13 protein-coding genes and 1 pseudogene are annotated in these 12,080 nt (G+C 70.2%); 2 read left to right on the plus strand and 12 right to left on the minus strand.

The window, feature by feature from the left end; genetic code table 11:
• Positions 1-126 precede the first annotated feature (126 nt).
• Complete coding sequence (locus ACFY2Z_RS16015) at positions 127-330, minus strand: hypothetical protein (protein WP_043444185.1); 204 nt, start codon at positions 328-330, stop codon at positions 127-129.
• Between the two features lie 379 nt (positions 331-709).
• On the minus strand, positions 710-991 hold the full coding sequence (locus tag ACFY2Z_RS16020) for an acylphosphatase (protein ID WP_390744778.1): 282 nt from the start codon (positions 989-991) through the stop codon (positions 710-712).
• A 152-nt stretch (positions 992-1,143) separates the two neighbouring features.
• Here ACFY2Z_RS16020 and ACFY2Z_RS16025 point away from each other — a divergent pair, with 152 nt between their 5' ends.
• Positions 1,144-2,106: a CAP domain-containing protein gene (locus tag ACFY2Z_RS16025; protein WP_390744779.1), complete on the plus strand. Its 963-nt coding sequence runs from the start codon at positions 1,144-1,146 to the stop codon at positions 2,104-2,106.
• Here ACFY2Z_RS16025 and ACFY2Z_RS16030 read toward each other — a convergent pair.
• Positions 2,100-2,354 (minus strand): annotated as a pseudogene (locus ACFY2Z_RS16030) (tyrosine-type recombinase/integrase); the annotation flags it as partial. The gene ACFY2Z_RS16025 and the pseudogene ACFY2Z_RS16030 sit on opposite strands and share 7 nt — an antisense overlap.
• Before the next feature lie 794 nt (positions 2,355-3,148).
• On the minus strand, positions 3,149-3,733 hold the full coding sequence (locus tag ACFY2Z_RS16035; RefSeq protein WP_390744780.1) for a flavodoxin family protein: 585 nt from the start codon (positions 3,731-3,733) through the stop codon (positions 3,149-3,151).
• Positions 3,734-3,899: 166 nt separating this feature from the next.
• On the opposite strand from ACFY2Z_RS16035, the gene ACFY2Z_RS16040 reads away from it, so the two are divergent.
• On the plus strand, positions 3,900-4,286 hold the full coding sequence (locus ACFY2Z_RS16040; RefSeq protein ID WP_390744781.1) for a winged helix-turn-helix transcriptional regulator: 387 nt from the start codon (positions 3,900-3,902) through the stop codon (positions 4,284-4,286).
• Between the two features lie 97 nt (positions 4,287-4,383).
• Here ACFY2Z_RS16040 and mutM read toward each other — a convergent pair whose 3' ends face one another.
• From mutM to recG, 8 genes are all read right to left on the minus strand, one after another.
• Entirely contained in the window at positions 4,384-5,259 is an 876-nt protein-coding gene (gene mutM, locus ACFY2Z_RS16045; protein WP_390744782.1) for a bifunctional DNA-formamidopyrimidine glycosylase/DNA-(apurinic or apyrimidinic site) lyase, read from the minus strand.
• 172 nt (positions 5,260-5,431) lie between these two features.
• On the minus strand, positions 5,432-6,262 hold the full coding sequence (rnc, locus tag ACFY2Z_RS16050; protein ID WP_311694975.1) for a ribonuclease III: 831 nt from the start codon (positions 6,260-6,262) through the stop codon (positions 5,432-5,434).
• Positions 6,263-6,281: 19 nt separating this feature from the next.
• Positions 6,282-6,455: a 50S ribosomal protein L32 gene (gene rpmF / locus ACFY2Z_RS16055; RefSeq protein ID WP_003951102.1), complete on the minus strand. Its 174-nt coding sequence runs from the start codon at positions 6,453-6,455 to the stop codon at positions 6,282-6,284.
• A gap of 2 nt (positions 6,456-6,457) precedes the next feature.
• Entirely contained in the window at positions 6,458-7,102 is a 645-nt protein-coding gene (locus ACFY2Z_RS16060; protein ID WP_390744783.1) for a YceD family protein, read from the minus strand.
• Positions 7,103-7,264: 162 nt separating this feature from the next.
• Positions 7,265-8,329 (minus strand): cell division initiation protein, encoded by a 1,065-nt coding sequence (locus ACFY2Z_RS16065; protein ID WP_390744784.1) that lies wholly within the window; start codon positions 8,327-8,329, stop codon positions 7,265-7,267.
• Between the two features lie 122 nt (positions 8,330-8,451).
• Positions 8,452-8,931 carry a pantetheine-phosphate adenylyltransferase gene (gene coaD / locus ACFY2Z_RS16070; protein ID WP_311695122.1) on the minus strand — a complete coding sequence of 160 codons (480 nt, stop codon included), beginning with the start codon at positions 8,929-8,931 and terminating at the stop codon, positions 8,452-8,454.
• Positions 8,932-8,957: 26 nt separating this feature from the next.
• Positions 8,958-9,545 carry a 16S rRNA (guanine(966)-N(2))-methyltransferase RsmD gene (gene rsmD, locus ACFY2Z_RS16075; RefSeq protein WP_390744785.1) on the minus strand — a complete coding sequence of 196 codons (588 nt, stop codon included), beginning with the start codon at positions 9,543-9,545 and terminating at the stop codon, positions 8,958-8,960.
• Between the two features lie 167 nt (positions 9,546-9,712).
• A complete protein-coding gene (gene recG, locus ACFY2Z_RS16080; RefSeq protein ID WP_390744786.1) occupies positions 9,713-11,929 on the minus strand; it encodes an ATP-dependent DNA helicase RecG in 2,217 nt (738 codons plus the stop codon).
• Positions 11,930-12,080 lie beyond the last annotated feature (151 nt).

The following is a 12,080-nucleotide window of genomic DNA, read 5'->3' on the forward strand; positions in this document are numbered from 1 at the left end:
GCACGGGGCAAGAAAGAAGGGACGCCGAGGCGTCCCTTGCAAACTCTGACAACTGAGCGGTTGATACGGGCAACCCTTGGTAGGGGCAGCCAACCACTGCTTGTGCCTTGTGGAGCGATGCAGTGATCAGGTGAGCGCAGGCTCCGCCTGGTGTGCGTCGATGCTCTCCATGATCCTGTCGTGAGAAGCGGCAGCCGTCAGCGCGTCGTTCTCCGCCTGGATCCGTACGAGCTCGGACTCGAGCTCCTGGACGCGCTGCTGGAGCCGTCGCATCTCGGCGAGGAGTCGCGGGTCGGAGCCGCCGACGTAACCGAGAAGCGCCTTTGCCATGATGGATGGTCCTCCACACTGAGTGACCGACCGATGCGGTGTGGGTCGTGAGGGATTCGCACCCGCGGTGCTTGGCAATCTTCAGTTCTTGCGCCGTTCTCACATGCCAAACAGCTAAGGTGCGCGGGGCTTTCAGCGTCTCACCAAAAAGTTTGACGGTCAACACGATCACACCCCGCAATGGCGGGCGTCCCGGGGGCGCGCGGCCTTCGACGGGCGGCGCTGCGACTCCTACGGGGCTCGATGGGTGTGACGATCATTCTTGGGTCCGGAGCCTGCCACGCAGTGCGCTTCTTGGCAACCACCTGGGCCTTTCTGCTGCGGGCAGGCGCCGGTGGCATACCCCTCCACTGCCGCCCGGGGGCCCTTCGCCCCGCACTCAGCGGATCGCGAAGCCGTCGTAGCCGCCGCGGGGCGTGTCCCAAATCTCAGTGACGCCATCCACCCTCCCGGGTGTGTCGTCGCCCCGGAGCCAGTCCAGCAGCCCCTCGCAGTCCCTCCGCGTCCCCTCGGCGACCACCTGGACCCGTCCGTCGTCGAGGTTGACGGCGAAGCCCCGCAGACCACCGATCTCCAGCGCCTTGGCCCGGGTGAACCAGCGGAAACCCACACCCTGGACACGTCCGCGCACCCACGCGACGAGTCGTGCATCGTCGTTCATGGCTGCACGCTAACCGGCCAATGTCCCTCCGGGCACTTCCTCCACTCGCGTCATGCTGTAGCGTCCCCCCTCATATGAATCTGTCGTGAAACTCACTCGATCGAGCGAGTTTCGATTCACAGCGCTGACCGCAAGACCAGGAAGGCCAGCAGATGGGACGCCACCGACGCTCCGCCGCCGGACGCGCCGCCACCGGCCGCGCGACTCGGGTGACACAGAATCACCAACCCGCTACGGAGCGTTACGGGCCTGAGAATCTCTACGGCTTCGCCGAGGTGCTGGAGGCCGAACGGCAGGCGACCCGCTCACGCCGCAAGAAGAAGGCGCCCACCCCGGTGCGCACCGGCCTGCTGGGGGTCTCGGCCGCCGTCGCGCTGGGCACCGTGGCGGTCACCACAGGCGTGCTGCCCGGCGGCAAGAGCTTCACGGTGAGCGGCGACGCCGGCGAGGTACAGGCCTCGGGCACCAGCCCGACGGGCTACGCCCATGAGCAGGGCGGCACGAGCGGGACGGCCGACGGCCGCGGCTCGACCTCCACGAGCCGCGACCACGAGCGCGGGAGCGCCACCTCGCCGACCGTGACGCCCTCGGCCCCGGCGTCCTCGACCGCTCCGACGCAGGAACCGCCGCAGTCACAGTCGCCGTCCCCGGCCGCGACGCAGACGGCGACGACCGCTCCGCCCGCGAAGAAGCACGAGAAGAAGCCCAAGACCCATGTTCCGCCGCAGAAGTCCGCGGCGACCTCCACCGCGGCAGCGGTGCTCGACCTCGTCAACCAGGAGCGGGCCAAGGCGGGCTGCACCCCGGTGACCGCGAGCAACGAGCTGACGAAGCTGGCGCAGGCGTTCAGCGATGACATGGCCACGCGGAACTTCTTCGACCACACGGACCCGGAGGGCAAGGACCCGTGGGACCGGGCCGCCGTGCTCGGCATAACGGATCTGGGCGGTGAGAACATAGCGCGCGGCCAGACCACCGCCGAGGACGTGATGGACGCCTGGATGAACAGCCCCGGCCACCGGGCGAACATACTGAACTGCGACTTCAGGACGCTGGGCGTCGGGGTCCACCTGGGCACCGGCGGCCCCTGGTGGACGCAGGACTTCGGTTACTGAAACAGTCGCAGGTCAGAGGCCCAGGAGCCATCCTGAGCCGTCTCGGGGCCGTCATTCGCGGGCCCGTCGTCCTCCAAGACGCGATCAACGGCGGCCCGGGTCCGAGTCTCGCCCGACGGCATCACATGCGTGTACGTGCGCAGCGTGCAGCCCGGGTCGTGGTGCCCCAGGTACTCGCTCAGGGCCTTGATGCTCTCCCCCGCGTCCAGGAGGACCGAGGCATAGAAGTGCCTCAGCGCGTGCATGCCGCAGGTCCACAGACTGCCCGACTCGCCGGAAGCCTACGAAGCCGTGATCACTCGCCCCGTGGCAGCTCCCGCCCAAAGTCTCGGAGCCGATCTCCCGCCGTCGTCGGACGAACGGAGGGGCCGTTGATACGGTCCCGCCTGTGAAGGATGGGCACTGGTGGCCGAAGGCGAGACCCCTGCTCGTGGCCTGGCTCATTACGACGGCGGCCCTCTGATTGGTGGGCAGGCTGACGGGAGAGCGCGAGGGCCTCGTCTTTTGCGCCGTCCTCGCCGCCTGGGTAACCGCGTGCGGTGAGCTTGCGCCCGAGTGGCGTCGCTACCGCCGATCAGGAAAGCAGGCCCGGAACACTGAAGGCAGCAGCTAGCGGCTGATCGGCCGTGCCCCCTGCGTGCCCGATCCGAGGGCGTCGAACGGGGAACAGCGGGGAGTCGCCAGTGGTGACAGACGGCGACAGCGGCCGACCGCCGACCCCCGGGTCATGCGGTCGGCCACCGAAGGGCGTGCAGATCAGGAAGGCACCCGATCACTACTTCGCTCACTGAGAACTCACGGCTCGGTCAGCCGCCCGGCAGTGTGCTCACGAACGGGATGACTACGCAGAGCGCCGCACCCAGAAGCAGCGTATGAGGCCGGTACGGCGTCACTTGTGGGCTCCTTCCGTCGGCGCGGCGGAGAGCCCGGCGCCCCCACAGGTCGGGGAAACCGCCGCGCCCTTCGGTCACTGACGCCTCCCCCGCCTGCGCGCGTGCCCCCGCCCGGTCTCTTCCGGGCGGGGGCACGGTCGTGTCCGGGACTACGCGGCCGCGCGGCCCAGTGCGAAGAGCCGGGCGGCCTCCGCCACGCGGCGGCCGAGGTGACGGGCGGTCTCGACGTCGGCCTTGTGCACGGCCTCGGGGCCCTCGTCGACGTTGGTCTGCGCGGCGGCGCCCAGGAAGACGCCGAGGCGGTTGAGGTCGTGCTCGGAGCCGGTGCTGCTGTTCCAGCCCGGGTGCAGTCCGAGGCTGATCCAGTTCATGCCGTGCTGCGCCGCCAGGATCTGGAAGAACTGCAGGGTGTGCAGCTTGTCGCCGCTCTTGGACCCCGAGTTGGTGAAGCCGGCGGCCAGCTTGTCCTTCCACTCCTGCGTGAACCAGCGCTTGGAGGAGGCCTCGGCGAAGCCGTGGAAGGCGGCGGTCGCGGTGCCCATGTAGGTCGGCGAGCCGAAGACGATCGCGTCGGAGCCGTCGAGGGTCGCCCACTGCTCGTCGGTGATCTCGTCGACCTTGATCAGGTGCACCTGGGCTCCGGCCTCGGCGGCACCTTCGCGCACGGCCTCGGCGAGGACGGCGGTGTGGCCGTGGCCCGAGTGGTAGGCGATGGCGACAACAGCGGTGGTCACGTGGGTACTCCTCGTGGGAAGGGAAGGGCGTCCGCAAGGGGGACGGGAACGAGGGGCGAAGGACGCGCGGAGCGGCGTCTCTCGGCCCTGCGATGACCATAGGAAAGCACTAACTTCTGGTTAGCGCAACCTGAAAGTTAGCGCTGCACTGGAGTACGCTTCGGCCATGACCATCACGCAGCAGGAGAACCTCCCGTACGACGTGTTCTCCAAGGCGTGCCCGTCGCGAGGCACGCTGGAGCATGTGACGGGACGCTGGGGGGCGTTGACCCTCGGCGCGCTCTACGAAGGTTCGTTCCGTTTCAACGAGCTGCGCCGCCGGGTCGACGGGGTGAGCGAGAAGATGCTGTCCCAGACTCTGCACGCGCTGGAGCGCGACGGTCTGGTGCATCGTGACGCCCAGCCGACGAACCCCCCGCGCGTGGACTACGAGCTGACCCCGCTGGGACACGAGGTGGCCGAGCGGCTGCTCGGCCTCATCCACTTCGTGGAGGGCCGGATGGACGACGTGCTGGAGGCCCGCCGTCGTTACGACGAGGCCCGCACGGACTGAGACTCCCGGGCACTGCGACGAGGCCCGCGCGAACTGAAGCCGCCGCGGGCGCTTTCCGGTGACTCGGAGCGCTTCCCGAGGGCTTGAACGAGTGCTTCTACGGCATCACGCGCGGCGTCGCGGTGCGTGGCGCCCGCTGGCACTTCGGGCAGAAGTAGCTGGACCGGTTCATCCAGGGACGGCGGCGCACGGGCGTCGCACAGCGCCGGCAGGGCAGGCCCTCGCGGCCGTACGCGTCGAGCGACCGGTCGAAGTAGCCCGACTCCCCGTTGACGTTGACGTACAGGCTGTCGAAGCTGGTGCCGCCGACGGCGAGCGCGGCGTTCATCACGTCCCGTACATGGCCGAGGAGTTCGGCGGTCCGCGGGCGGGTGAAGTGGGCCGTGGGGCGCTCGTAGTGGACGCCGGAGCGCCACAGGGCCTCGTCGGCGTAGATGTTGCCGACGCCGCTGATCAGCGACTGGTCGAGCAGGGCCCGCTTGATGGTGGTGCGCTTGCGGCGCAGGGCGTCATGGAAGGCGGCGTCGTCGAAGAGCGGGTCCAGGGGGTCGCGGGCGATGTGCCCTATTACGTCGGGCAGCCCGTCGGGGGTGGTGTCGTGCAGCGAGAGCCCGCCGAAGGTGCGCTGGTCGACGAAGCGCAGCTCGGTGCCGAGACCGTCGTCGAACCGGAGGCGGATGCGCAGATGCCTCTCGTCGTCGGTGCCGTACGGCTGCACGAGGAGCTGGCCGCTCATGCCGAGGTGGGCGAGGATCGCCGTGCCCGTCGTGTCGACCGGGATCCAGAGGTACTTCCCGCGGCGGCTCGGGGTGCCGAGGAGCTGCCCCTTGAGGCGGTGCGCGAAGTCCTCTCCGCCCGCCGTGTGCCGCCGGACGGCGCGCGGGTGCAGCACCTCCACGTCGGCAACGGTCCGGTGGGCGACCCAGCGCTCCAGTCCGCGCCGCACGACCTCGACCTCGGGCAACTCGGGCACGGAGCTCCTCAGCAGGAGGGAACAGGGGGCGACGTCCGCAGCGTACCTCGCGGGACCGACCGGCGGGCCCGGCCCGGGCCACCGGCCCCGAGAGCCCCCGAGGAGACGGGACCGCCCCGAAGAGACGAACCCCGCCGCGGCGGTGACGCCGGGGCGGGGTTCGGTGAAGGATTCACGCCGTGGCCGTGTCGCTCGACGGGGCCGTGACGGATTCGTCGGACCCGTCCGGTGACCCCGCCTCGGCCGCCGCCTTGGCTCGCTCGTCCGCGGCGGCGCGGATGGAGCGCCAGGCCGACTCCGCGGCCTGCTGCTCCGCCTCCTTCTTGCTGCGGCCGGTGCCGGTGCCGTACGAGACGCCTCCGACGCGGGCGGCAGCAGTAAAGGTCTTCTCGTGGTCCGGGCCGGTCTCCGTGACCAGGTACTCGGGCACACCGAGCCCCTCGGTCGCGGTGAGCTCCTGGAGGCTGGTCTTCCAGTCCAGGCCGGCACCGAGATTCGAGGACTTTTCGATCAGTGGGTCGAACAGGCGGTGCACCAGCTCCGCCGCCGAGTCCAGCCCCTGGTCGAGATAGACAGCGCCGATCACCGCTTCGAGGGTGTCGGCGAGGATGGACGCCTTGTCCCGGCCGCCCGTGCCCTCCTCACCCCGGCCGAGCCGGATGAAGGAGCCGAGATCGAGCCCGCGGCCCACCTCCGCCAGCGCACGCGAGTTGACCACCGCGGCCCGCAGCTTGGCCAACTGGCCTTCGGGCAGGTCGGGGTGGGTGCGGTACAGCGTGTCCGTGACGACGAGGCCGAGCACGGAGTCCCCGAGGAACTCCAGACGCTCGTTCGTCGGCAGACCGCCGTTCTCGTATGCGTACGAGCGGTGGGTCAGCGCGCGCACCAGAAGGGCGGACTCGACCTTGTAGCCGAGCCGCCCTTCCAGAAGCGTGTGGGACGAGGCTGTGTTGTCCGCCGGACCACCCCCGCTGCGGCGGGGACTGCTTTTGGCGTCAGACATCAGACCTCTCACCAGCCGATCAGACCTCGAGGACCTGGCGCTTGTTGTAGGTGCCGCACGAGGGGCACGCGATGTGCTGCTGCTTGGGCTCGTGGCAGCGCTCGCACGCAACCAGGGTGGGGACCGCAGCCTTCCACTGCGACCGGCGGTGGCGCGTGTTGCTGCGCGACATCTTCCGCTTCGGAACAGCCACGGCTACTTCTCCTGCTTCTCGTCGACGCCCGCTTCGGCGCCGCTCATCTCGTCCTTATCGCCGTCTTCGATTGAATCGGCGAGTCCCTGCAGTGCCGCCCAACGGATGTCGACGGCGTCGTGGTGGTGGTCCGGGTCGTCCATGAGCCGTGCTCCGCACTCGGAGCACAGACCCGCACAGTCTTCCTGGCACACCGGCTGCATCGGCAGTGCGAGCACCACCGCATCGCGCAGCAGAGGTTCGAGGTCGAAGAGTCCGTCCTCGAGGAAGAACCTGTCCTCGTCGTCCTCGGCGTCGTCGCCCGGCTCCGCGATCACGCGGCCCCGGTCGTCGGCGTCAGGGTACGAGAACAGCTCCTGGAAGTCCGCTTCGAGCTCCAGCTCCAGCGGCTCCAGACACCTTACGCACTCCCCCTCGGCCGATGCACGGGCGGTGCCTGTGACGAGCACCCCTTCCATGACCGACTCGAGCCGGAGGTCGAGCTCCACCGGGGCGCCTTCCGGTACTCCGATGACCCCCTGGATACCGAAGTCCCTGGGGGCGTCGATCGTGCGGGTCAGGCGCTGCAGCGCACCAGGACGCCGCCCCAGCTCGTGCGTGTCGAACACGAGGGGGTTGCGGTGGTCGAGGCGGGCGTTCAGAGCCATTCCTGCTTTCGGTCTCGAAGCTCGGGGGACGCTGTTCCGTGATGTTCCGGGCAGCGTGGATCGCGAAGGGTACGCGCGACCGAAGAGCCAGGATACTGGACCTTTCCCTCATGGCCCAATCCGGTGCACCCGGACGCCTGGGAACCCGCGCGTCCGGCACGTTCAGTGACCGCCGCGCCCCTGTTCGTAGGCCCGGAGCTGCTCGGCGCTGATCATGCTGGTGTCGAAGAGGCTGGTCTCGTCGAGGGTGTTGCCCTGCGGGTAACCGTGCCCCTGGCCTTGATCGTACGCCGACTGCTGGTCGTACGCCTGTGCCTGGGGGTAGGCGGCGTACGGGTCCGCCTGCTGGTAGCCGTAGGCGTCCTGCTGCGCGTAGGTCTGCTGGTAGCCGTACTGGTCGGGCTGCGCGTACCCGTACGGATCCTGCTGCTGCGCGTAGGCGGGCTGGTTCTGCTGGGCCGGGATCACGGGGGTCTGGGCGGGCGCGACGGGGGCCTGGGCCGGGGTGTCGGTGAGGGCCGCGAGGTCGGCGAGGTAGTCGGCGTCGCTGGAGTGCTGGACCGTCGTTGAGTCCTCGGCGAGGGCGCCGAGGTCGTCGGTGGCGATCCGGCCGTGCAGCTTCTGCCGGCCCTTGCCGACGGCCTCCAGGGTCTTGGCGAGCACGGCCTCGAAGGCGCCGAGCTTGGTGTCCACGTACGCGTCGGCGTCCCGGCGCAGGGTCTCGGGGTCGTGGCTGCGCTCGGGGGCGTCCTCGTCCTCGTAGCCCTGCTCGTCGAGGCCGGGACCGGTGCCGAGGAGCTTCTCGCGGCCGCGGCCGACCGAACCGAGGGTCTTGGTGAGGACGACCTCGAAGTTGGCGAGCTTGGAGTCGACGTAGTCGTCGGCCTCGGCGCGGACCTCCTCGGCCTCCTGGCGGGCCTCGGCGAGGATGCGGTCGGCCTCGTCCTGGGAACGGCGGGCGACCTCCGTGCCGGAGATCAGGGAGCCGCGCTCGGCGTGCGCGCTCTCGATGATCCGCTCGGCCTCCTGGCGGGCCCGCTCGACCATCTGCGCCTGGTCGCCGATCACCTCCTGGGCCTGGGCCAGGGAGTCGGGCAGGGCCGCGCGCACCTCTTCGAGCATCGAGAGCAGCTCGGCGCGGTTGACCACGCACGAGGCCGACATGGGCATGGACCGGGCGCCGGAGACCATCGAGACGATCTCGTCGAGCTTCTTCTGCACGTCCACCGTGTGCTCGCCACTCTCTACAGCTGTATTGGAGACGGACGGGTCGACTGTACGGCCACTTCCGTCCCGGCCGACACCGGCTGACGTGCCGTCAGGAAACGGGAGGTGCGCCGCGGGTCGGCTCAGCCCTTGCCGAGGCGCTCGCCCAGGGCGTCCAGGACGACCGGCGGCACCAGGTGGGAGACGTCTCCGCCCCAGGCCGCGACCTCCTTGACGAGCGAGGAGGACAGGAAGCTGTAGGTGGGGTTGGTGGGGACGAAGAGGGTCTCCACACCGGTGAGGCCGTTGTTCATCTGGGCCATCTGCAGCTCGTAGTCGAAGTCGCTGACCGCTCGCAGGCCCTTGACGATGGCGGGGATGTCGCGCTGCTTGCAGAAGTCGACGAGGAGGCCGTGGAAGGACTCCACCACGACGTTGCCGAACTCGGCGGTGACCTCGCGGATCAGCTCGATCCGCTCGTCGATCTCGAAGAGGCCCTTCTTGGACTGGTTGATCATCACCGCGACGTAGACCTCGTCGTACAGCTTGGAGGCGCGGGCGATGATGTCGAGGTGTCCATTGGTGATCGGGTCGAACGACCCGGGACAGACGGCGCGGCGCACTTGTGTTCCCTCGCTCTCCGGTCCGGTCATCGTGCGTCTTCGCACGTAGAGGCGGCGCGACCGTACCAAAACGTCCCTTCCCCGTAACGACGGGCCCTGATCGCCTCGAAGCCGTCCGGCCACCTGAACTCTCCGCCTCTGGTGCTGCGCTCCACGGTGACGAGAGCCTCGGCCGCGAGCCAGCCCTCCGTGCGGAGTGTGAGGAGAATCTCGCGAAGATCGTCGTCGGAGACCGCGTACGGCGGGTCCAGGAAGACGAGGTCGTACGGCTGCTCAGGTGCCGGGGTGCGGATGATCTGTTCCGCTTTGCCCGCCCGGACCTCGGCGCCGGGCAGGCCGAGGGCCCTGACGTTCTCGCGGACGATGCGGGCGGCGCGGGCGTCGGCCTCCACGAGGAGGGTGTGCCCCGCGCCACGGGACAGGGCCTCCAGTCCGACGGCGCCCGAGCCGGCGTACAGGTCGAGGACCCGCTCACCCTCCAGGGGGCCGCCGAGGAGGGACTGCCAGGTGGAGAAGAGGCCCTCGCGTGCCCGGTCGGAGGTGGGGCGGGTGCCGTTGCCCGGCGGGACGGCCAGTCGGCGTCCGCCGGCCCGGCCGGCGATCACGCGGGTCATCTCTGCGGTCCTTGTCGGTGTGCGGGCGGGAGCCCTGTGTCCAGGGTGGGTGTGCGCCTCCAGTCTCGCAGCCCGGCGGCCGTCGGCGCTCGGTCTCCCCCGGTCACCTCGCCCCCCGGGCACCGCGGTCGCCTCTGCTCCCGCTCGCCGCGTCCTGTCCCCTGCCGTCACCCCTTCTCGAGGTACTGCTCCCGCTCCTCGTCCAGCAGCGCCTGAAGGGCCGTGCGCAGACCGGGCAGCCGTGCCAGCTCCGGGTCGGCTGCGACCACCGCGGTGGCCTCCTGGCGGGCCTCGGCGATGATCTCCTCGTCCTCGATGACCGCGAGCATGCGCAGCGAGGTGCGGGCACCCGACTGGGCCTGGCCGAGGACATCGCCCTCACGGCGCTGTTCCAGATCGATGCGCGAGAGCTCGAAGCCGTCCAGGGTGGAGGCGACCGCGGTCAGCCGCTGCCGTGCCGCGCTCGCCTCCGGCATCTCGCTCACCAGGAGGCACAGACCGGGCGCCGAGCCACGGCCCACCCGGCCGCGCAGCTGGTGGAGCTGCGAGACCCCGAAGCGGTCGGCGTCCATGATCACCATTGCGGTGGCGTTCGGGACGTTCACACCGACCTCGATGACCGTCGTCGCGACCAGGACATCGGCCTCGCCGGCGGCGAACCGGCGCATCACCGCGTCCTTGTCGTCGGGGTGCATCCGGCCGTGCAGCACCTCGACCCGAAGGCCCGCCAGGGGGCCCTTGGCCAGTTGGTCGGCCACGTCGAGCACGGCGAGCGGGGGCCGCTTCTCCGCCTCGTCCTCGGGTGACTTCGCGGCCTTCTTCGGGTCGCCGGGCTCGTCGACGTCGTCGCCGATGCGGGGGCAGACGACATAGGCCTGATGGCCCTTGGCGACCTCCTCGCGCACCCGCTCCCAGGCGCGAGCCAGGAAGTGCGGTTTGTCCGCGGCCGGCACCACATGGCTGGCGATCGGCGAGCGCCCGGCCGGGAGCTGGTCGAGGACGGAGGTCTCCAGGTCGCCGAAGACCGTCATGGCGACGGTCCGGGGGATGGGCGTGGCGGTCATGACCAGCAGATGCGGCGGCTGCTTGCCCTTGCCGCGCAGCGCGTCGCGCTGCTCCACCCCGAACCGGTGCTGCTCGTCGACCACCACCAGGCCCAGGTCGTGGAACTGGACCTTGTCCTCGATCAGGGCATGGGTGCCGATCACGATCCCCGCCTCCCCGGTGACGAGATCGAGCAGCGCCTGCCGTCGCCCGGCCGCGCCCATGGAGCCGGTGAGCAGCACCACCTTGGTGCCCTGCTCGGATCCGCCCAGCATCCCGCCCTCGGCCAGCTCCCCCATCATCTCGACGATCGAGCGGTGGTGCTGCTGGGCGAGCACCTCGGTGGGCGCGAGCAGGGCGGCCTGGCCGCCCGCGTCCACGACGGCGAGCATGGCGCGCAGGGCGACCAGGGTCTTGCCGCTGCCGACCTCGCCCTGGAGCAGGCGGTGCATCGGGTGCTCGGTGGCCAGGTCGGCGAAGATCTCCTGGGAGACCTTCCGCTGGCCGTCGGTGAGCGTGAAGGGCAACTTCTCGTCGAAGGCCGTGAGCAGCCCGTCCGGTGCGGGGACGCGGGGCACCGCCGGAAGCTGGCCGTCCGCGTGCCGGCGGCGGGCCAGGGCGACCTGGAGGACGAAAGCCTCGTCCCACTTGAGGCGGGAGCGGGCCTCGGCGATGTCCGCCTTGGTGTGCGGGCGGTGGACCTTGAGGAGTGCCTCGGGGAGGGAGACCAGGCCCCGGCCCGCGCGCAGCGAGTCCGGCAGGGGGTCGACCGCCTCCTGGGCGCTCGGCAGGACCGTCTGCACCGACTTGGCGATCTTCCAGGACTCCAGCTTGGCCGTGGCCGGGTAGATCGGGATGAGGGCGCCCGCCCAGCTGTCGACCGTCTCGGCCACGTCGTCCTCGCCGCGCAGCAGCTCGTAGGCCGGATGGGCCAGTTGGAGCCTGCGGTTGAAGACGGAGACCTTGCCCGCGAACAGCGCGCGTGTGCCCGGCAGGAGTTCCTTGTGGGGCTTGTGCACGCCGTTGCCGAAGAAGACCAGTTGGAGGCGGCCGCTGCCGTCGGTGATCGTGACCTCCAGGCGCTGGCCCTTGCCGCGGGGCGCCTTGGCCGAGGCGAAGCTGTGCAGCCGGGCGTCGGCGACCTGGGCGACCACCGTCACATGCTCGTCCATGGGCAGGTCGGCGAGGTGGGTGAGCTGACCGCGCTCCTCGTATCTGCGCGGGTAGTGGTGGAGGAGGTCCGAGACGGTGTGCAGGCCGAGGTGCTCGGCCATCACCTTCGCGGTGGCGGGGCCGAGCGCCTTCTTCAGCGGTTCTTGCGGTGCGGGCACGAGATCCATTGCACACCACACCACTGACAACGCCGTATACGTCTTGCAAATCCGCTGGTCAGCGGGGTGGCTCCAAGCCTAGGATGACCCGATCCTTCTCGGCTCGCCCCGCGGTCACCGCCCCACCGGGACCGCCCGACCCCGCGCCGTCGACCGTCCC

It is taken from the genome of Streptomyces sp. NPDC001222 (assembly GCF_042896945.1).
Classification (GTDB): Bacteria; Actinomycetota; Actinomycetes; order Streptomycetales; family Streptomycetaceae; genus Streptomyces; species Streptomyces gibsoniae.